This window comes from Streptomyces sp. ADMS, assembly GCF_033441795.1.
Classification (GTDB): domain Bacteria; phylum Actinomycetota; class Actinomycetes; order Streptomycetales; family Streptomycetaceae; genus Streptomyces.
In genome coordinates this window covers 1-19,260 of sequence record NZ_JAVFVX010000127.1, presented here as the reverse complement: position 1 = coordinate 19,260, position 19,260 = coordinate 1, and the positions used below count along the sequence as shown (strand labels likewise).

Below are 19,260 nucleotides of genomic sequence, written 5' to 3'. Positions count from 1 at the left end.
CACGCTTCCGGAGCCGGAGGCAGTCGCTCTGCTGCGCGCGGTCACGAAGGGCTATCGACCCGAGGACGACGCCGACAAACTCGCAGAACTGGCGCACCTGTGTGCCCGTCTGCCGCTTGCCCTGCGGATCGCCGCCGAACGGGCCGCCAGCCACCCGCACATGCGACTCGACGATCTCATCAGCGATCTGCGTGACGAGTCCGCCCTCTGGGACGCCCTCAGCACCGGCATCGATGACGAGGCCGAAGCCATCCGTTCGGTCTTCACCTGGTCCTACCGCGCTCTGTCCACGCACTCGGCTCGCCTCTTCCGCCTCCTTGGCCTGCACCCTGGAGCGGCGTTCAGCCTCCTCGCTGCCGCCGCCCTCGGCGAAGTCACACCCAGCCGAACACGCCAGCTACTCGACGATCTGGTCGGGGCCCACCTTTTGGAGCAGACCGCTCCGGACCGGTTCCAGTTCCACGACCTCCTACGCGCGTACGCCACCGACCTTGCGCAGGCAGAGGAGTCGTCCGACCAAAGGCAAGCTGCGCGACGACGCGTCCTGAGCTGGTACCTGCACACCGCCGACGCCGCCCAGACGTGGCTCTCCCCGTCAGAGGACCACCTGCCACTGCCTGGACCCCTGCCGGAAGTCACGCCCCTCGTCTTCACCGACTACAACGCCGCCGCTGACTGGTCCGAACGGGAACAGGGCAACTTCCTCCCCGTCGTGCGCGACGCCGCCCGGAACGGAATGGACGAGACGGCTTGGCAGTTGGCCACCATCCTGTGGTTCGCACGTCCCGCCTCCTCGTCGGAGCGGGACTGGCTGGAACTGAGCCGAATCGGACTGGAGGCAGCGACAAGACGCGAGGACCAGAGAGCGCAGACACGGCTGCTCATCAACACGGGTATCGCGCACAGGGCTCTGAACAATTTCTCCGAGGGCCTGGGCGCTCTGGAGCGAGCCGTCACGTTGGCTCGCAGCTCGCAGAGCCGGTTCGACGAGGCCCAGGCCTTCAACTCCATGGGCCTGATCCATCTACGACAGCGCGAACTCGACTTGGCGGACGCGCATTTCGGGCAGGCCATGTCCGTCTTCCGAGACCTGGGAAATGCTCAACGAACCGCCATCGCACTGTCCAACATCGCCAGCACTCGCCTGAGCGCCGGCCGCCTGCCGGAGGCCGCCTCGGTCATCGACGAGGCGCTTGCCGCGCACCGGGCCCTGGCCAATCGTGGCGGTGAAGGCAACATCCTTCGGATCGCAGCCGCCCTGCGACTCGAAGAGGGCGACACGGATGCCGCCCGGCGATCCATCGACGAGGCGCTCGATATCGCGCTCGCCCTCCGCGACCACACCCGGGAAGGCTTCTGGCTCCTCACCCTCGGCGACATCCAGCGCACCGTCGCCCAGTACGGCGACGCCCTGACCTCCTACCAGCGCTCCGCCATGCTCTACCGGCGTCTCGGCGACCGCAGCCGCGAAGCCCTGGCCTGGCGCGGCACGGGCCAGACGTATGCCGCGATGGACCGCCACGGCGAGGCCACCACCTTCCACCGCCAGGCCGCGGCCGTTCACCGCGACCTGGGGGACACCTGGCAACTCGCCCTGGAACTCGACCACCTGGCCGCAGCCGTTCACCCGGAGGACCCGGAGACTGCCCGTGGTCACTGGATCGAGGCCCTGACCCACCTGACCCCCTATACCGACCCCCGGGCCACGTCCATCCGCTCCCGCATAGAAGCGTTGCTGACCCGAGCTGCCGGTTGACGCCGTCGCTGATGTGGCCAACGACGCCACCAAGCTCGACGGAGATCCAGCCGTTCGAGGAACGCCAGGCTCAGGTGGAGGAGGCCCTCTTCGGCTCCCCGCCTCTGGCATCCGCGCTCCTGGTCGAGGACGAAGCCGGTGACATCGTCGGCCTCGCCGCCTACTTGTTCCTCTGGCCCAGCGCGGGTCCCACGGCTTAGTCGATGTTGGTGTCCATCCCTGGAGCCCTTCGGGCGTTGTTCCTGAGGTTGGCGAAGGGCAGAGCTCCTCCGTGGAGTTCTTTGAACTCGTCGATCAGGTCCTGCTCAGCCTCACCCGCGTCGTCCTCGGTCATCGGCCGCCAGGCGACGAGCAGTGTGTCCGAGTCGATCAGCTGCCAGATGTAGCGACCGCCCCAATGGCCGGCCAGCAGACCAGTGCCGTGGCGGCGGTAGTCGGCAAGCCGCTGGTTCAGTCCGTCCCGGCCCGCGGCCTTGCCGATGTACACGACCGTTGCCCCGTCCACCCAGGCATCGTCGAGCTTGTCGGCGGTCACGGATGGGTCGCGGCCTTTGAGGTGTCCGGCAGGGCTGGTGGGGAGGAACGACGGGGGCGAGGTGTCCGTGCGGATTACCACGTAGATTCCGTGCCCGGTGGGGACGTTGCTGTCGGGCAGTTCACGGAACGGCACGAAGCCGCGGAAGCCGCGTGCGGTCAGGGTCCTCTGCGTCAGCTCTGGTGTCGGGCTCATGCCAGGCATCGTGCCAGGCGCATCTGACAGTCCTCGGCCCAGTTCTCGTCATAGCTACGGCCAGGTGGCGTGTAGCTCTCTGTGATGCTCACTCAGGACTTCCCATCGACAGCAGAAGCTGCCCGCAGCCTCTGTCGCGTCCTTCGCTACTCGTCCTCCGGCATCTGTGGGCAGAGTCGATCGAGCAGTCTGCGGTGTCAGACGTTCCCGGTAGGGTCCCCGCGATGGTGTGAGCCGGTGTTGGAGGAGATATGGCGAGACGGATGCGGGACGAGGCGTTCCGGATAGAGCAGGAGCAGGGGCGCTATGCCCCTCACGTACGTCCGATCAATGAGATGGTCGACGCCTTGCGCGACCAGGACGGGCGTGGCTGGATGCCGCACGTCGCCCCCTGGCACGGGGGAGTGGAGGCGCGCGCCCTGTCGATCCTGCGGGACCCGGGCCCCAAGACTCAGGAGGGTGTCGGCTCCGGATTTCTGTGCGTGGAGAACGACGATCCGACAGCGGAGCTTCAGGTCCAGCTCTTCGAGGGGGCGGGGATCGCGCCGCGAGACGTCACTCCCTGGAACGCCTACCCCTGGTACATCAACCGCTCGCCGAAGGCGGCCGAGCTTCAGGCTGGCGTCGAGGTCCTGAAGCGGCTGCTGGGGTTGATGCCGAAGGCCGAGGTCGTGCTTCTCCAGGGCGCCGAAGCCCAGGACGCGTGGCGCCGCCTGCTCAAGACGCACCCCGGAGTTGTCCGTGAACGGAGTCTGAAGGTGGTCAGCACCTACCACCCGGGACGGCAGGCTACCTTCGCGCGAGACCCGGATGAACGCGCCCGCCGCGCACAGCACAGAGTCGACTCCTGCCAGACCGTCGGTGACGTGCTCCGTGGGGTGGGCGGGCAACTGTAGAGCTCGGCCGTGCTGGCGCGGGCCAGGCCGTGGATCATCTTTCGCTCACCGCTCGCGCGCATCCCTCCAGTAGTTCTGGAGCATCTCGGTCGGCCACGAGGGCTGTGTGACAGGACCGAGAGGGAGCATCTCCTTGAACACGGCCACGAAGTCGATGACCGGTGTGCCGTCGACGGCGTCGAGGTCCGTCACGTGGAGGTCGCGTCCGTCCACGCTGAGCAGGCGTGGGAACGACGTTGCGATGCGGGCGGGGCGCCGGTGGTTGCGGTGGACGAATGTTCCGGTCGCCGGCCACTCCGGGTTGTTGCGAGGGCTGCGGGCGTGCAGCGCGACGTCGCTGGGTGAGCCCTCGGAGAAGTACCAGGTGACCTGGAGATGCGAGAACTCCTCGATCCCCTGCAACGTGTCGAGGGGGTAGTCCGGGCGCAGCCGGATGATGGATTCCACGCCGCCCTGGAAGTCGTCGCCGACCTTCAGATGGCCCCCGACAACCGTGGCGACGATCGGCACCTCGATGGACTGTGCGGTCACAACTGCCCCTTCTTTTCCTCCAGATGGGATGCCCAGTACGTGTCCGCACCGCGCGCCCCCATCGTCATGGCGCGGTCAGGCTACTCGCCTGAGCACGGCCTTGGCTCGTTCGTCGATCTCCGCTGCCGCGCTGATCCCGCGGTTGCGGTACGGGGAGAGAACCCGGCGCATGTTGATCACCGCCTCGCGGGCTCGGCCAGAATGGACGCCGTTCATGGCGTTCAGGGCTTGGGCCCAAGTGCTGCACGCCGCCTCGACGTTGCCCTGACTCGCCTGCGCGGCGCCCAGATACCCCAAGGTCACGACGTGAGTACGACCGAAGGCACCGGTCTCCCTCGTGTGGACGCTGCGCCAGAACTCGTCCTGGGCCCCCTGGAGATCGCCGAGAGCCCAGAGCGTACGAGCTGTCTCGTGCGCCAGGCTGGCCTCGGAGAAGAACCAGACGCGGGCGGGTTCGTCATCCCCGGGCTTTGCCGCTGCGAGGTCGTCCTCAGCCCGGAGGAGGGCTGTACGCGCTTCGTGGCGCTGTCCGGCCGTGGCCAGGCTCCGCGCCCGCACGACGCCTAGCAAGGCTCGTTCGCGGGGAGTCGCCAGGGTGTACCGCTTGTGCTCGACCGAGGCCGTCGCGATGTCCACGGCTTCCTTGGGGTGGCCGAGATCTGTCGCCTGGTGGGCCATGGCTCGCAGGACGTGGCCGGCCAGCGGTGCGTCCTCGGCCTCGGCCGCCAGCTTCACCGCCAGGGTGAAGTACCGCCGGGCGGCCTCGTGGTGCGACGCGTCGAAGCTCATCCAGCCGGCGACGTACACCAGCTCGGCAGCGGCGGCGAAGAGGCGGCAGCGCGTCTCGTCACTGGCGAAGACACCGCCGACGTACGTCGCGACGTCGTCGTAGATGTACTGGTAGAGAGCCGTCCGGCCGTCCACTCCGCCTTGGCGCTGGTCGCGCTTCGAGAAGAACTCGGTCATCTCCTTCACCGCGTTGATCTCGGCAGCCCCGATTCTCCGGCTCGTCGAAGCGGGACGCGATCGGGCACGCTCGGGGGCCTCGTCCCACCACGTCTGTCCAGGCAGGGCGAGTCCGGTCACCGAGTATGCCGTCCCGGCCAGCACTCGGCGTCGTTCCAGGTCCACGTTGCTTCTCCCCAGATCCACCAACGCACTCACCGTATCGACGTGCCATTCGGATGCCATGGCCGCACCCGATTTCGGCGGGGTGAGGCCGATCTCGGCGGGAGTGATGGGGCGTTGGAGCCGACGGGACAACGTCTCGCTCAAGATAAGGGGCGCCCGCCCGGAGGGTTCCGTTCCCGCGATCCACATCGCGATGTGCGAGCGGCTGGTGCCGAGCAGCTCGTCGGCGCCGATCTCGGCCGCAACCCGTACGAGGGCAGCGGCGACCTTCGGCTGCGACCAGCCGGTTTCCGCGATCGCAGCGGCCAGCTTCTCGTTCCGCTCGCGCCTCATCGTGCGCCCCTGTCCACAAGATGATCTTTGACGGGTTTGACGGCATCGCCGACCGGTGGGGGATACCAACCCACCGTGATTCACGGTTCGCTCAAGGTCAACCAAACCACCAGCTGGCTTTCCCCCGGGAGGAATTCGGTGAACGCAATCCAGACGTACGGCTCTGGAGACCGGATGCCGCCGGGCGGGCAGGGCCATGTCTCCGAGCCTGCCCAGGCCAGAGAAGGAGGTCCGAGAACGGCGGTCGACGCGCACCTCCGCAGCTTTGACGCCTCCACCGAGACCTGCCGGCGAGTCCTTGACGGACTCCGGCGGACGTTGTGAGGAGGCCGAGATGATGCCCATCTGGAGCCTGGAGTCCGTCATCGAGTCCCCCGAGTACCGGGTGAGCCTCACCATGGTCTCGGACGACAGGGCGCCCGGGGCGGCACGGACCTTCACGCGGGAAACGCTGTCGGCCTGGGGACTTGAAGAGCTAATGGACCGCACGGTCCTGATCGTCAGCGAACTCACCACGAACGCCGAGCGCCACGGCGGTATGCCAGGCGGCACCGAGCGCCCCGCGGACGCGAACGGCCAGATGGTGGCCGAGCACATCACGCTGACCCTCACCGCCCAGAGCGGAACCGTGGGCATCGAGGTGGAGGACAACTCCCCCTTGCCGCCGATCCCTCGCACCAGTGGGCCGGACTCGCTGGACGGACGCGGTCTGCTGCTCGTCACTGCCGAGGCCGACGCATGGACGGCTTGCCCCAACGAAGACGGCAGCGGCAAGCGGGTTCTCGCGGTCGTGAAACGCCGAGAGTCCGTCCCCTGCGGCCCGACCCCCACCGCACACCCCTTTCAGCCCTACTCGCTCGCCATGGAGGCGTTCGCCATGCCTGCTCAACACGCGCCCGTCGTCGCGCCCTTACCTTCGAGGAAGAAGATGGAAGACGTCGTGACGCAACACGTCCTGCTCCTCGACCTGGACGGTGTCCTGGTCGATACGCGCCCCGTCATGCAGGAGGCGTGGCGTGCGGTCCAGCAGAGTCACGGCATCGACCTGCCGTTCGAGATGTACGAGCAGCATCTGGGCCGTCCGTTCAACGACATCATGGAGCGGCTCGAACTGGCCGACGCCGATCGGATCCACCAGACGTACACGGCGGCCTCGCAGGCCGCCTCCCCTCTGGCCCGACCGTTCGAAGGCGTGGAAGAGGTGCTCCATGCCTTCGCTGCCGCCGACTGGCGCCTCGGCGTCGTGACGTCCAAGCCTTTGGACAGAGCCGCTCCGCTCCTCGCCCAACTCGGCTGTCCCTTCGCCACGGTCCGCGCACCCGGCGGTCCGGGGAGGGGCAAGCCGGCCCCGGACCCGCTGCTGCTCGCCCTCGTTGACCTCGCGGCCGATCCGGCGTCCGCAACCTACGTGGGCGACATGGAAGTAGACCGTGAGGCCGCTCGCCGAGCCGGTGTCTCCTACGTACACGCCGCCTGGGGTTATGGCGCCCCCGGCACTCCGGAGCCCCAGATCGCACAGTCGCCGGTGGACCTCCTTCGACTGCTCGACGTGAGCAAGAAGAGCGTGCCCCTCATCGAGGGGAGCCTGCTGTGACCGACTCTGGCCAAGGCGTCGAGGCGCTGATGACCGCGCTGGAAGCAGAGTACGGTGATGCGCTCGTGACGGCCGGCGGCGTGAGCTGGCTGTCGGTCCACCACGTACCGATTCGCCGCCTGGTCACCCGCCTGGTGAGGCAGCTCCTGGAACTGGACGAGGTGCCGACCACCACGGTATTCGGCGCAGCCGAGGATCTGGTGGTGGCCGGCGGCAGTACGTCTCTCGGCTACGTCGCGTACGAAGTGTCCGAGGCAGGTCTTTCCTTTCTCCTCGGGCACGGCGAGCCCGGCCAACTCACTCCGGAAGGTGGCGAGTTCGCTGTGCCGGTCCAGCCTCGCTTGAAGGTCACCACCGCACCCGTGTGCGGCGTCTCCTGGTCATCCCGCCATGCGGAGACTTTGCTTCCGGTTCTCTCCGACCTCGCCTGCCAAGGGGTGGGGAGCACCGTCGTGGACATGGCCTCCGAAGTGGATCAACGTTTCCCGGATACGTCGGAACCGGGAATCACCGTGCTCCGCCTGCCAGAAGAAGCCCTTGGCCGACACAGAGACGTACCTGCCCAGAGCGCTTTCCGGCCCGAAAACGAGCGCACGGTACGAGTAGGACAGCACGAGATCGGCATCGGCCGACTGGCGTGGCTCGCCGCCCGAGTGCTTGTGCGCAGCGCCGGCTGCACCCAACCGTCTTGGTCGGCAACGCTGTACGTCGAGCAGTGGCTCGATGCCGTTCTCCTCGAATCCCACAGTCGGGTCCTGTTGTGCAGCAACGACTCCAGCCCGCTCGGCGTCCTCGCCGTTCGCGCCGCCGAACGTGCTGCCGCGGACACCGTCTACGTCCAGCACGGCGCGTGGATCGAGGGGCAGACCTCCTCGCACGCCCAGCGCTGCCGCCATGTCGCGGTCATGGGGGCGCGTGATGTGCGCGCGGCCCAGGCGCGGACTCGACGCGCTGACGCTCGTACGTACGTCGTCGGCCAGCCGCGGTTCGACGGGCTCACCCAGGTCGACCGCCTCGGCCAGCGGGCCTACCTGCAGAGGATGTTGAAGGAGCAGACGGGTTCAGCGCCGACAAGGATCGTCGTGTGGGCGTGCCAGCCGTTCAACGAGCAGCGGCTTCTTGGCCAGACCGAGGTTCTGGCCGAGGGACTACGGAACGCGAAGGGCGGCTGGGGCCTTGTGGTGGCGCCACACCCCGCCCAGAACGCCGAGACGCTGTCGCCTCTGCTCGACGTGCTGAACGGTGTCCCGGTCGCCTTGATCGGCTCGGAGGTCGGAGCCCGCGGATGCCTGGCTGGCGGGGATGCCCTGATCAGCGCGTCATCGACGTGCGGGATCGAGGCTCTGCTCCTCGAAGTGCCCGTACTGGAACTGGCGCTTCCTGCCACGCGCACGTTGGGACTCGCCGACCACGGGGCCGCTTGGCGTTGCGAGTCCAGCCGGGATATCGCCAGGTTCCTGACGTGTATCGACGAGTCTCCGCAGACCGTACGCGTACCGACGGCGGCCAGGGAGTCGATCTGCCACTGGGACGGCCGCAGCGCCGATGCCGTCGCGGACATCGTCACCCAGGCGCTGTCCGGCAGCACCGCTCCCCACCACTCAGCGCAAGGGACCGACAGTCGATGACGAACACGTTCACAGGCGACAGCGTTGCCGAACTCTTCATCGGTGCAGTGATGTTGGCCAAGAGCGGGGACAAGGTCAGCCCGCGCGGAATGGCCACCCGCGAGGTCTTCGACGTCAACATGACGCTGACCGAGCCCAGGGCCCGTCTGCTGTACGCGCCGCCCGCCCGAATCCTGAATCCCGCCTTCGCGGTGGCCGAGACCGTCTGGCATCTCTCCGGGACCGACGCCCCGTGGATCTACGGATACAACGAGCAGCTGCGGCAGTACGCCGACAACGGGATCCTGCAGGGTGCCTACGGGCCGCGGATGCGGAACTGGGCCGGGAAGGTGGACCAGCTCCACCGCGTGGTCGAGATCCTCAAGGACGACCCCGACTCCCGCCGCGCCCTGATCCAGTTGTACGACCCGGCCCGCGACACCGCCGGGCACAAGGACGTCCCCTGCACGCTCGGCTTCCGCTTCCACCTGCGTGCCGGCCGCCTGCACATGTCCACCACCATGCGCGGCCAGGACGTGTGGATCGGCCTGCCGTACGACCTGTTCTTCTTCACCACGCTGCACGAGCTGGTCGCCGGCTGGCTCGACGCGGAGCTGGGCGAGTACCACCATCACGTCAGCTCGCTGCACATCTACGAGCGTGACCTCGACAGGGCCGACGGGCTGACCGACGTCGTCGCGAGCCCGCTCATGCCCGAACTCACCACGCCGTGGGAGGGCTTCGACGAACTACTCGGCCGAGTCGAGGCACGTGCTGAGACTGGGCATCCGGGCTGGGACTCCATGGCCGAGGCGATGTGCAGCTACCGGCTGTGGAAGGACGGGATGCGCGAGGAGGCGTGGCGCGTCGCCGACGCCATCGAAGGACCGCTCGGTGAGGCCCTGACCGCCTGGTACGGCGAACTGACCTGCCGCACCGGAACCTCGGCCGCACAGGCTGCCGCGGGAACGAGGTGACGACTGCGATGGACCACGTGCCCGCCGTCATTCTCGGTCTCTGCTCCTACACGCATGACTCCGCCGCCGCGCTCCTGGTGGACGGTGAACTGGTCGGCTTCGTCGAGGAGGAACGCCTCTCCCAGAAGAAGCACACCCACGAGTACCCCCGCCACGCCGTCGAGTGGCTGCTGGGCGAGGCCGGCCTCACGCCCGGCGACGTCGACGCCGTCGCGTACAACTTCCAGCCCGTCCGATACCTCGCCGAGGCCCCCGCGGCCCTGCGTCTCGCGCTCTCGGGGACAACCCGTGACCGGGCTCTGCCACGGGCCGCCGGATTCACCAAGGTCGCGCTGCGCACCCGGCGCCGGGTCCAGTCCCTCGGCCGACAGTTCCCCGGCGCGCAGGTCTCGCCCGTACTGCATCACCGCGCCCATCAGCTGGCCGCCTTCGCGGCCTCGGGGTGGGACGAGTCCGCCGTGCTGGTCGTCGACAGTCTCGGCGAGCGGCAGACCACGACGATCTCCCATGGCCACCATGCCGGCCGTCCCACCACCCGCACCCTGGAGGCCATTTACGATCCGGCCTCACTGGGCTACGTGTACGGGGCGGTCACCGAGCACCTGGGCTGGCGCCGGGGAGACGAAGAAGGCACCGTGATGGCGCTCGCCGCCCTCGGCGACGCCACTCGCTTCCGGCAGCTCTTCGCCCGCGCGGTCCGCACCACCGCCACCGGCTTCGCCCTGGACCCGGCCTACTTCCCGCCTCGCGTCCTCACCTCCGGCTACCCGCGGACCTCCCGCCGCTTCGTCGTGGAGACCTGCCCGCTCTGGCGCCCGGACGAGCCGCTCCAGGAGGTCCACCAGGACCTGGCCGCAGCGCTGCAGGAGCGCACCGAACAGGTGATGCTCCACCTGGCGCGGCGCGCCCGTCTGCTCACCGGCTCGCGGCGGTTGTGCCTGGGCGGCGGTGTGGCCACGAACTGCGTCAGCATCGGGCGGATCATCGAGGCGGGCATCTTCGACGAGGTCTTCGTGCCGCCCGCTCCGGGCGACGCAGGCACCGCGCTCGGTGCCGCGGTCGCCGTGCACACCGACAGCAGGAACGGCCGTCCGTTGCGCGGGATCGCCCGGGCCTGCTACCTCGGACCGTCCTACCCGGAGCCGAACCTGGACCTCACCCCGTGGCCGGGACTCCAGCAGAAGACCCTGGACGTCGAAGTCGCGGAGTTCCTTGCCGACCAGCTCGCCCACGGCATGATCGTCGGGCTGTTCCAGGGACGTGTGGAGGCCGGCCCCCGCGCGCTGGGAAACAGGTCGATCCTGGCCTCTCCTCTGGAGCCCGGCATCGTCGAGCGTCTGAACGCGAGCGTGAAGTTCCGCGAGCCGTTCCGCCCGTTCGCCCCCATGGTCCTCGCCGACCGAGCACGGGAGTTCTTCAGCCTCGGCCAGGACGCGCCGTACATGTCCATGGCCTCCGGAGTGACGGACAAGGCCCGCGAGCACATCCCCGCCGTCGTCCACGCCAACGGCACCTCCCGCCTCCAGACCGTCAGCCCGGCCCAGAACCCCTTCGTGCACGACGTGCTGCGGGCATTCGCTCGCCGTACCGGCGTCCCCGTGCTGATCAACACCTCGCTCAACGTCAAGGGCAAGCCCATCTGCGGCACCCCGGACATGGCCCTCGACTGCCTCGCGAACTCCGGGCTCGACGCCCTGCTGCTGGAAGGCCGGTGGATCACCAAGTGAAGATCGGATACAGCTTCTGGGGCTTCCTCGGCAACGGCATCACGGACACACCCGACGGAGGCCGCAGTCACCGCCGCCCTCTGGTCGACGCTCTCCTCGCGCGCGGCCACGAGATCGTCTTCCTCCAAGCCGACCGGGACCTCCTTGAAGCAGGAGACGACCTCGATGGTACGTACACCTTCGACGGCGGCATCCCCGACATCGACGTGCTGTTCCTCGAATGGCGCTGGTCCATCGACGGACGCAACAACACGCCCTGCGGCGCCGAGGGGCACACCTGCGATCTCCACCGCCAGGCCGAACTCGTCAAGCGCTACACCGTGCTCCGCAGTACCCCCACCGTGATCTGGGACAAGGACCGCCAACTGAGCGAAGACAACATCCTTCGCCGCACCCCGGGTGTCGCGGTGTGCGAGGCAGCCCTCACTCCCAGGCCCGGTGCCCACCGTCTGCTCTTCCCGGTCGACGACCGGCTGCTGGACCAGGCAGACCCGATCGCACTCGCCGAGAGGCCGCGGGCGACAGCGCTGGCCTACGTCGGCAACCGGTACGACCGCGACGCACAGTTCGACCGCTACTTCTCCCCGGCCGCCGCATGCTTTGACCACCAGGTCGGTGGAAAGTGGACGGACACCAGCCGCTGGCCACACATCACCTTCCTCGGCCGGATCCCCTTCGAAGAGGTGGACCGCCTCTACAGCGGAGCCCTGGCCACCGTCCTGCTACTGCCCGAGCGATACGCCGCAGTCGGTCAGATGACGCAGCGGATCTTCGAAGCCGTTCTCGCCGGGTGCCTTCCACTCGCTCCCGCCGGTATTCAGCACGTTGAGCGGTTCGTTCCCGAGGAACTGGTGGTGCAGTCCGGGGGACAGGTGATCCGGCGGATCACCGAGCTCCAGAAGATCGTCGGCAGCCACCGGCACGCCGAACTGATCGCCGCCTGTCTCGGCCGTCTGGAACTCTTCCGGCTCAGCCGTCAGGTGGACGCGCTGGAGACCGTTCTCGCCACGGTCACGGGATCTGCCGAAGAGCAGCGAGGTGCGGCCTGATGAAGTTCCTGCTGCAGGCCGCCGAGCCCGGACCATCCGTAAGTGTTCCGGCGGTCGGTCTGACCGGACACCTGAGCACGCCTAGTGTGGAGCACCATGAAGAAGGTCGCCATCGTCGGCTGCGGAGGCAGCGGCAAGTCGCATGTGGCCCGTGCACTGGGGGACGTCCTGGACGCCCCGGTGACGCACCTGGACGCCGCGTTCTACGACGACGAGTGGAACGAACTGCCCATGGAGAAGTTCGCCGCGGTGCAACGCGACCTGGTCGCGCGGGAGAAGTGGGTGATCGACGGCAACTACAACTCCACGCTCCAGATCCGGCTTCAAGCCTGCGACACCGTCGTCCTGATGGACGTCTCCACCCTCGCCGCACTGTGGGGGGTCTTCTCCCGGCAGCTCCGGCACGGCGCCGGACACAAGGGCAACGGGGTGCACAACCGCATCCACTGGGGCGTGATCAAGTACGTGGCGACGTACCGGCGCAAGATGCGTCCCCGTGTCATGGCCAAGATCGACCAGTTCGCGACCGGGCATGCCGACGTGGTGCTGCTGACCAGCCGACGGCAGACGCGGCGCTGGTTGCGGAAGGCCGCCGCCCAGCAGAGCTGAGCCGCCCGCGCCTCCGAGAGGGGTGCGGCGCATGAACCTCAACCCTTTCCTCGATCCCGGGCGGCAGGAAGACCTGTACGGGCACGCCTCCCGGCTGGCCAGACGGTCCAACGCGTTGATCCGGGCCAGAACCGCCGGCCGGCCGGTACCCGACACCATCGTCCAGCTGGCCCGGGCCCACCGCGCGCAGGGCTCGGAGCGTCTCCGCCTCGTGGCGGACATCGGTTGCGGTCGCGGCACCAGCAGCCGGGTCCTGGCCGAGCAACTTCATCCGGAACGCCTCGTCGGCCTCGACGCGGCGCCCGCGCTGGTGGCCGATGCCCGCAAGCGGGTGGGCCGCGTTCCCGGTGTCCAAGTGGGCTTCCTGCCGGGGGACTTCCACCGAATGCCGATGCCGGACGGTTCCTGCGACCTGGCCGTCGCCGCCTTCTGCCTCTACCACTCGACGCACCCTGAGCAGGCCATTGCGGAGATCGCCCGTGTCCTGGCCCCCGACGGCGTGGCCATCCTCGTCACCAAGGCGCTCGACAGCTACCGCGAGATGGACGCCCTGGTGGCCGCCGCCGGCCTCGACCCGCGCGCCGAGCACCACGAGAGCCTCTACGTCTCCGCGCACGGCGGCAACCTCGCCGACCTGGCGAAGCCCTCCCTGAACGTGATCACGACCGAGCACGAGGAGCACCGCTTCACCTTCGACGGACACGATCACGCGGCCGAGTACGTCGCCACGAACCCGAAGTACGACCTCGCACCCGGCCTGTACGGCAAGCCGGGTGCGCTGGCCGCCACGCTCCACGAACTCCTCCCGGACGTACCGATCGCCACCAGCTCGGTCATCACGTACGTCGTGGCCCGACCGCGAGGAGGCCGGACGTGAAGATGATCCGCTTCATCAAGAACTACGTGACCCCGGAACAGGCTGCCGCTGCCGCGCGTCACCACGCCTGGTTGGCCGCCCACGCGCAGCCGCTCCGCCAGCCGACCCTGACGGTCATCGGCCCGAACAGCCTGGCTTTCGAGCGGATCGAAGGCCGCCACGCAGAACGCGGCGACCTGCTGCGGCTGGCGGGGCAGCTGGGCGACGCCCACGGCACCGCCTGGGTCAGTGACCTGCGCCCCGTCCCATTGGACGAGCCGCACACATTCCCCGACGGCGTTCTGTTCGGCGACTACCTCGCGGTACGCGAAGTGGCACTACGCAGGCGGCTGGAGCAGGGGTATCTGCCGGACAGGGTCGCTCTGCACGCGATGCTGACGCTGCTGGGGAAGACCGCCGAGGGGCCCACCGCCTTCTACAAGGACAGCAACCCGCGGAACTTCCTGTTCACCGAGGACGGCACGCTCTTCACCCTCGACACCGACGACCTCACTCTCGCCCCGTTCGGGTACGACCTGGCCAAGCTGATCGCGACACTGATCATGACGTATGGCCCGATCAGTCCGCTGGTCATCGAGGAGGCCCTGAGCACGTACAACAAGGCCGCCGGCCGCCACGACTCCCGGCTCGGTACGACGGATCGCGAGCGCCTCGACGACTTCCTCGCCCTGCACTGCGTTCTGACTGCCCCGTACGCCGGGCGCAACGGTTACCGCTTCGGCTGGCCGGTTCCGCGCCCCCGACTCCAGGGTCTCGCATGATCACCACGGAACTTGTCTTCGTCCGCCATGGCGAAGCCCACTGCAACGCCAACGGCGTCGTCGGCGGCCCAGTCACCTGCACCGGGCTCACCGACCTCGGGTACCACCAGGTTGAACAGGCAGCCGCCCGGCTGGCTGACGAGCATCGCGACAGACCCTTCACCGCCCTCTACACCGGCCCTCGTCTCCGGCTTCGGCAGACCGGCGAGATCCTCAGCCAGGCCCTCGGCCTGCCGATGCGCACCGCGCCCGGTCTCGGCGGCCCCATCCACGGCGTGGCCGACGGCAAATCCTGGACCGAGGTGAAGACCGCCGCCGACGGCGGGCCGCACGCCCACCCCGACCGGCCCTGGGCGGACGGTTCCGACACCTGGAACGGCTACCTCCAGCGGGCCGGAGACTTCCTCCACGGTCTCATCGACCGGCACGAGGGCGATCGCGTCCTGTTCGCCGCACACGGCGAGACCGTGATCGTCGCGCACACCCTGCTTCTCGCGATCCCGCTGGGTTCGCCGGCGGGCTTCACCGTGTCCCATGGCTCCATCACCCGTTGGCAGCACCACCTCAACCGGCTCGACCAGCGGCGCTGGATGCTGGACCGGCACAACGACACCGCCCACATATGCGCGCCAGCGACGGAGGCGGCGTCGTGATCACGGCGTACGACGACCCGCGCATGGAACTCGCGCGGCAGACGGTCGGAGCCGTCCACATCGTCGCGGACCCGGCCCTACCACCTCACCTGCTGCACCTTGTCGATGCCCGGGGGAACGCCTACTTCGCCAAGCAGCACGCCAACCGGAACCGGTATGCCCACGAGGCGCACGCCTACCTGACGTGGGGACGTCACCTTCAAGGCCACGCCCCTGAGCTGGTCGGCCGACAGGACTCCACACGCACTCTGCTGCTCACGGCGATACATGGGCAGAGCGGCGACGTCCTGCCGCCGGGCTCGGCCGAGGAGGAACAGGCTCACCACAACGCCGGCCTCGTCCTGGGTGCCCTCCACCGGGCCACGGCAGGTCCAAAGGCCGGCGGCATTGGCGTCGAACTGGCCGGTCGGCTCCGGGGCTGGGTCGACCGGGCCGACCGCGCGGACCTCCTGTCGACAGACGAAAGGAGGAGCCTGCTACAGGTCGCGGACCTCCTGTCCCACGTCCAACTGGAGAGCGCCGTGTGCCACCTCGACTACCAGCCCAGGAACTGGCTCATCGGAGACGGCTTCTGGATCTGCGACTTCGAGCACATGCGACGCGACGCCCGCGTCCGGGACTTCGCCCGGCTCGAGTTCCGCCGCTGGCAGGCCGCCCCTCATCTCCGCAGCGCCTTCTTCGCCGCGTACGGGAGGGAGCTGAGCGACGCCGAGCAGCACCTTCTGGAGTCCTTCGGCGCCATCGAAGCCGCCACCGCCCTGGTCCGGGGACACGAGCAGGACGACCTCGCCCTCAGCGCCCACGGCCGCACCGTACTGGCACGACTGAGCTGACCGACCCCACCAACTTCTGGAGAGTTACGTGTCAGAAAGCACCTCCGCCTCGACCACACCGACGCCCCGGCGCGCGGTGGTGACCGGGGCCGCCGGATTCATCGGCTCTCACCTCGCCCACACCCTGCTCCAGGCAGGAACCACCGTGATCGGCGTCGACCGTCGCGACCCCGCCGCAGACCAGACGGCAGCGGCCAACCCCGCCGCGTCGCACGGCCACCCGGGATACATGCACATCACCGCCGACCTGCTGACCTGCGCGATCGATCCGCTCCTCTTTGACGCGGACGTGATCTTCCACCTGGCGGGCATCCCCGGCGTACGAGCTTCGTGGGGCCCGCACTTCGGCGACTACGTGGCCTCCAACATCCTCGCCACCCAGCGAGTGATGGACGCCGCCACCCGCATGCGCGTCCCCCGTGTGGTCGTGGCCTCCTCCTCCAGCGTCTACGGACCCACCAGCGGCGGTCCCAGTGTCGAGAGCGACCATCCTCGGCCGGCCTCCCCGTACGCGGTCACCAAGCTCGCCGAGGAGCAGCTCTGCCTGGCGCACGCAGCCCGCGCCGACTGCCCCACGGACGTCGTCGCTCTGCGGTACTTCACTGTCTACGGGCCGCGCCAGCGCCCCGACATGTTCACCCACCGCGCTCTCCTGGCCGCCATCACCGGACAGCCGCTCCGCCTGTACGGCGACGGCCATCAGCGCCGGGACTTCACCTACATCGACGACGCGGTCGCAGCCACCATCGCGGCTGCCTTCGCGCCGACCGACACGGGCATCGTCAACGTCGGCGGTGGCGCCAACGCATCCCTGCTCGAAGTGATCAACATCGCCAAGAGCCTCGTCGGCCGCGACATCCAGATCCAGGTGGAGCACGCACGCAACGGTGACGTCCTGACCACCCGGGCCAACTCCGGCCGTGCCCACGACGTACTCGGCTGGCAGCCCACGGTCGACCTTCACAACGGCATGCGCGCCCAGATGCAGGCCCTGACCCAGCCCGCGTACCGCGCCGTGGCCTGAACATCTCGCGACCTGACAGGAGTTGCCGTGGAGAGCCCCGAAAAGATCAGGCGGGATGCCTTCTTCCGCCGGATCACCGCGCAGTTCCCCGCCGACGGACAGCTCAGCTCGCTGATCATCACCCACCTGCTCCCCGAGCGCCCGGCGTTCCTCCACGCGATGGCCCGGACCACCACGGTCGCGGCCGTGCTGCCCAAGCCCAGATCCATCTCCCAGCGGACCCTTACGGAGGTACGCCGCGAGTACGCCGTGCACCCCCTGAGCCGCGACCTGTTCAGGGACCCCACCAGCGCCCTGGAGTACCTGGAGGTCACCGTTCCCGGTCGTGACGTCGTACTGCTCGACATCGGGGGCTACTTCGCACCCAGCCTCGGCACTCTGGTCGAGAAGTTCTCCGGCCGGATCGTCGGCGTCGTCGAGGACACCGAGAACGGACACCAGCGGTACGCGTCACTCGGCCAACTGCCCTGCCCCGTCTTCTCGGTGGCGCGTTCCCCTCTGAAGGACTGCGAAGACCACCTGGTGGGACGGTCCATCGTCTTCTCCACCGAGTCCCTGGTCCGCACTCGCGGCGACATCCTGGTCAGCCGGGGTGCCTGCGTGATCGGCTTCGGCAAGGTCGGCCGCGCCATCGCCCAGACCCTGCGCGCCAACGACGTACGCGTCACCGTCTACGACAGCGACCCCGTCAAGCGGGTGCAGGCACACTCCCAGGGGTTCCGCACGGCCACTTCCCGCACCGAGGCCCTCCGCGACGCCGACCTCGTGCTGTGCGCCACCGGCAACCTGGCGCTGCGGCAGGGGCATTTCGAGGCGCTGCGCAACGGCGCCTATGTGGCCTCGGTGACATCCTCCGAGGACGAACTCGAGCTGGACTCGCTCGACGGGCACTACCGGCGGACACCAGCCGGGGAACACCTGACGCGGTACGACGTGACAGGCCATCACTTCTTCGTTCTCGCCGACGGTGGCGCGGTCAACTTCGTCCACGGCGCGTCCGTCGGTACGTACATCCACCTCGTGCAGGCCGAGATCCTCGCGGCCACCGCAGCACTCAGCCGCGGCGACTACGAACCGGGCCTGCATGAAATGCCCTCATCCGACCGCCGGGCCATCGCGAAGGTCTGGCTCGACCACTTCGCCAAGTGATCACGTACCCCCGTCCTACAGTCCCCGACCACCTGACCGACAGGAGAACGCCGTGGCAGCCGCCGCAGCGCGTCGCCATATAGCGGTGATCCCCTGCCGCTGGGGCGCCTCACGATTCCCCGGAAAGCCCCTGGCTCTGCTCGGCGACATGCCGCTGCTGTGGCACGTCCACCAGCGCTGTCAGGAGGCGAAGCGGATCGACGACGCCGTGGTCGCCACCGACGACGAGCGCATCGAAGCCGCCTGCCGGCAGCTCAGCATCCCCTGTGTGATGACCGGCGACCACCCCACCGGGACGGATCGCGTCGCCGAGTGCGCCCAGCACGTCCAGGCCGACGCGTACATCAACGTCCAGGGCGACGAACCGTTCATCGCCCCCGCCGCGATCGACGCGGTGTCGGAGGCACTGGTCCACCTCAGCGCCGAGACCCTGGCGGTCAACGCGTACGCGAAGCTGGACGACGCGGCATCGGTCATCGACCACAACGTCGTCAAGGTCGTGGTCGGCGAGAACGGCAACGCCCTCATGTTCTCCCGGCAGCCGATCCCGTATCCGCGGGGCCATCGTCCGAACTACCTGCGACAGCTCGGCCTTTACGGCTTCACGCGCAGCGGACTCGACCTGTTCCGGCGCCTCGAACAGGGACCGGTTGAGCGCGCCGAAGGCGTCGAGATGCTCCGGCTCGTCGAGCACGGGCACGGTGTACGGATGCTTCCCGTCGAGGACGAGGGCATCGCAGTGGACACGCCGGAGGACCTCGAAAGGGCGTGCGCGATGCTGCGATTCCATTCCTGAGCCCCTGTATCTGCTGGTGACAAGCCAGCCGACCGTCGTGGTTGACAGTTGAACCGGCCCACCGCAGGACAGGGTTCGCGGCGCGCTTCGGAAACCCCTGGCCGAGGCGCCAGAGCGATCAGCACTCATCCAGCTTCAGCCACGGTTCGATTCTGAGCGGAGCCGCTCTCCGGCCCACCGTACGCACACCACGCACGCGGCTTTCGTGTGCGTGACCGAGTTCGCGA

Annotated in this window: 19 protein-coding genes; 16 read left to right on the top strand and 3 right to left on the bottom strand. The window is 68.6% G+C overall.

Annotated elements, in window-relative coordinates; genetic code table 11:
- Together RB628_RS34500 and RB628_RS34495 are read left to right on the top strand one after the other, a co-directional pair.
- Positions 1-1,756 (top strand): tetratricopeptide repeat protein (locus RB628_RS34500; RefSeq protein WP_318324572.1); only part of this gene is annotated, 1,756 nt, incomplete at its 5' end.
- 11 nt (positions 1,757-1,767) lie between these two features.
- On the top strand, positions 1,768-1,956 hold the full coding sequence (locus tag RB628_RS34495) for a hypothetical protein (protein ID WP_318324571.1): 189 nt from the start codon (positions 1,768-1,770) through the stop codon (positions 1,954-1,956).
- Here RB628_RS34495 and RB628_RS34490 read toward each other — a convergent pair.
- A complete protein-coding gene (locus RB628_RS34490) occupies positions 1,953-2,486 on the bottom strand; it encodes a hypothetical protein (RefSeq protein ID WP_318324570.1) in 534 nt (177 codons plus the stop codon). The two genes, RB628_RS34495 and RB628_RS34490, sit on opposite strands and share 4 nt — an antisense overlap.
- A gap of 251 nt (positions 2,487-2,737) precedes the next feature.
- On the opposite strand from RB628_RS34490, the gene RB628_RS34485 reads away from it, so the two are divergent.
- Positions 2,738-3,382 (top strand): uracil-DNA glycosylase, encoded by a 645-nt coding sequence (locus RB628_RS34485; RefSeq protein WP_318324569.1) that lies wholly within the window; start codon positions 2,738-2,740, stop codon positions 3,380-3,382.
- Positions 3,383-3,427: 45 nt separating this feature from the next.
- Here the strand turns inward: RB628_RS34485 and RB628_RS34480 are convergent, their stop codons facing one another.
- Positions 3,428-3,913: a TrmO family methyltransferase gene (locus tag RB628_RS34480; protein WP_318324568.1), complete on the bottom strand. Its 486-nt coding sequence runs from the start codon at positions 3,911-3,913 to the stop codon at positions 3,428-3,430.
- Between the two features lie 75 nt (positions 3,914-3,988).
- Positions 3,989-5,377, bottom strand: a complete 1,389-nt coding sequence (locus tag RB628_RS34475) for a Tat pathway signal protein (RefSeq protein WP_318324567.1) — start codon at positions 5,375-5,377, stop codon at positions 3,989-3,991.
- 334 nt (positions 5,378-5,711) lie between these two features.
- Here RB628_RS34475 and RB628_RS34470 point away from each other — a divergent pair, with 334 nt between their 5' ends.
- From RB628_RS34470 to RB628_RS34410, 13 genes are all read left to right on the top strand, one after another.
- Positions 5,712-6,971, top strand: a complete 1,260-nt coding sequence (locus RB628_RS34470; protein WP_318324566.1) for an HAD-IA family hydrolase — start codon at positions 5,712-5,714, stop codon at positions 6,969-6,971.
- A complete protein-coding gene (locus RB628_RS34465; RefSeq protein WP_318324565.1) occupies positions 6,968-8,599 on the top strand; it encodes a hypothetical protein in 1,632 nt (543 codons plus the stop codon). Before RB628_RS34470 ends, RB628_RS34465 begins: the two co-directional genes overlap by 4 nt.
- Entirely contained in the window at positions 8,596-9,555 is a 960-nt protein-coding gene (locus tag RB628_RS34460; protein WP_318324564.1) for a thymidylate synthase, read from the top strand. The genes RB628_RS34465 and RB628_RS34460 overlap by 4 nt, the downstream gene beginning before the upstream one ends.
- Before the next feature lie 8 nt (positions 9,556-9,563).
- On the top strand, positions 9,564-11,282 hold the full coding sequence (locus RB628_RS34455) for a carbamoyltransferase (RefSeq protein ID WP_318324563.1): 1,719 nt from the start codon (positions 9,564-9,566) through the stop codon (positions 11,280-11,282).
- Positions 11,267-12,331, top strand: a complete 1,065-nt coding sequence (locus tag RB628_RS34450) for a hypothetical protein (RefSeq protein WP_318324562.1) — start codon at positions 11,267-11,269, stop codon at positions 12,329-12,331. Before RB628_RS34455 ends, RB628_RS34450 begins: the two co-directional genes overlap by 16 nt.
- Before the next feature lie 96 nt (positions 12,332-12,427).
- A complete protein-coding gene (locus RB628_RS34445) occupies positions 12,428-12,940 on the top strand; it encodes a topology modulation protein (RefSeq protein WP_318324561.1) in 513 nt (170 codons plus the stop codon).
- A 31-nt stretch (positions 12,941-12,971) separates the two neighbouring features.
- On the top strand, positions 12,972-13,817 hold the full coding sequence (locus RB628_RS34440; protein WP_318324560.1) for a class I SAM-dependent methyltransferase: 846 nt from the start codon (positions 12,972-12,974) through the stop codon (positions 13,815-13,817).
- A 2-nt stretch (positions 13,818-13,819) separates the two neighbouring features.
- Positions 13,820-14,578: a phosphotransferase gene (locus RB628_RS34435; RefSeq protein WP_318324573.1), complete on the top strand. Its 759-nt coding sequence runs from the start codon at positions 13,820-13,822 to the stop codon at positions 14,576-14,578.
- Positions 14,575-15,231, top strand: coding sequence for a histidine phosphatase family protein (locus RB628_RS34430; protein ID WP_318324559.1), 657 nt, complete (start codon positions 14,575-14,577; stop codon positions 15,229-15,231). Before RB628_RS34435 ends, RB628_RS34430 begins: the two co-directional genes overlap by 4 nt.
- The gene (locus RB628_RS34425; protein WP_318324558.1) at positions 15,201-16,064 is read left to right on the top strand and encodes a phosphotransferase; all 864 of its coding nucleotides are present in this window, start codon (positions 15,201-15,203) and stop codon (positions 16,062-16,064) included. Before RB628_RS34430 ends, RB628_RS34425 begins: the two co-directional genes overlap by 31 nt.
- Before the next feature lie 28 nt (positions 16,065-16,092).
- Positions 16,093-17,088 (top strand): NAD-dependent epimerase/dehydratase family protein, encoded by a 996-nt coding sequence (locus RB628_RS34420; protein WP_318324557.1) that lies wholly within the window; start codon positions 16,093-16,095, stop codon positions 17,086-17,088.
- 27 nt (positions 17,089-17,115) lie between these two features.
- Positions 17,116-18,237, top strand: a complete 1,122-nt coding sequence (locus RB628_RS34415; RefSeq protein WP_318324556.1) for an adenosylhomocysteinase — start codon at positions 17,116-17,118, stop codon at positions 18,235-18,237.
- Positions 18,238-18,289: 52 nt separating this feature from the next.
- A complete protein-coding gene (locus RB628_RS34410) occupies positions 18,290-19,033 on the top strand; it encodes a 3-deoxy-manno-octulosonate cytidylyltransferase (protein WP_318324555.1) in 744 nt (247 codons plus the stop codon).
- Positions 19,034-19,260 lie beyond the last annotated feature (227 nt).

What these genes read in the sequence shown, in the direction of transcription:
- RB628_RS34495 (WP_318324571.1), top strand. Translation starts at nt 1,768, where the DNA reads ATGTGGCCAACGACGCCACCAAGCTCGACGGAGATCCAGCCGTTCGAG.
- RB628_RS34490 (WP_318324570.1), bottom strand. Translation starts at nt 2,486, where the DNA reads ATGAGCCCGACACCAGAGCTGACGCAGAGGACCCTGACCGCACGCGGC.
- RB628_RS34485 (WP_318324569.1), top strand. Translation starts at nt 2,738, where the DNA reads ATGGCGAGACGGATGCGGGACGAGGCGTTCCGGATAGAGCAGGAGCAG.
- RB628_RS34475 (WP_318324567.1), bottom strand. Translation starts at nt 5,377, where the DNA reads ATGAGGCGCGAGCGGAACGAGAAGCTGGCCGCTGCGATCGCGGAAACC.
- RB628_RS34470 (WP_318324566.1), top strand. Translation starts at nt 5,712, where the DNA reads ATGATGCCCATCTGGAGCCTGGAGTCCGTCATCGAGTCCCCCGAGTAC.
- RB628_RS34460 (WP_318324564.1), top strand. Translation starts at nt 8,596, where the DNA reads ATGACGAACACGTTCACAGGCGACAGCGTTGCCGAACTCTTCATCGGT.
- RB628_RS34455 (WP_318324563.1), top strand. Translation starts at nt 9,564, where the DNA reads ATGGACCACGTGCCCGCCGTCATTCTCGGTCTCTGCTCCTACACGCAT.
- RB628_RS34445 (WP_318324561.1), top strand. Translation starts at nt 12,428, where the DNA reads ATGAAGAAGGTCGCCATCGTCGGCTGCGGAGGCAGCGGCAAGTCGCAT.
- RB628_RS34440 (WP_318324560.1), top strand. Translation starts at nt 12,972, where the DNA reads ATGAACCTCAACCCTTTCCTCGATCCCGGGCGGCAGGAAGACCTGTAC.
- RB628_RS34435 (WP_318324573.1), top strand. Translation starts at nt 13,820, where the DNA reads ATGATCCGCTTCATCAAGAACTACGTGACCCCGGAACAGGCTGCCGCT.
- RB628_RS34430 (WP_318324559.1), top strand. Translation starts at nt 14,575, where the DNA reads ATGATCACCACGGAACTTGTCTTCGTCCGCCATGGCGAAGCCCACTGC.
- RB628_RS34425 (WP_318324558.1), top strand. Translation starts at nt 15,201, where the DNA reads ATGCGCGCCAGCGACGGAGGCGGCGTCGTGATCACGGCGTACGACGAC.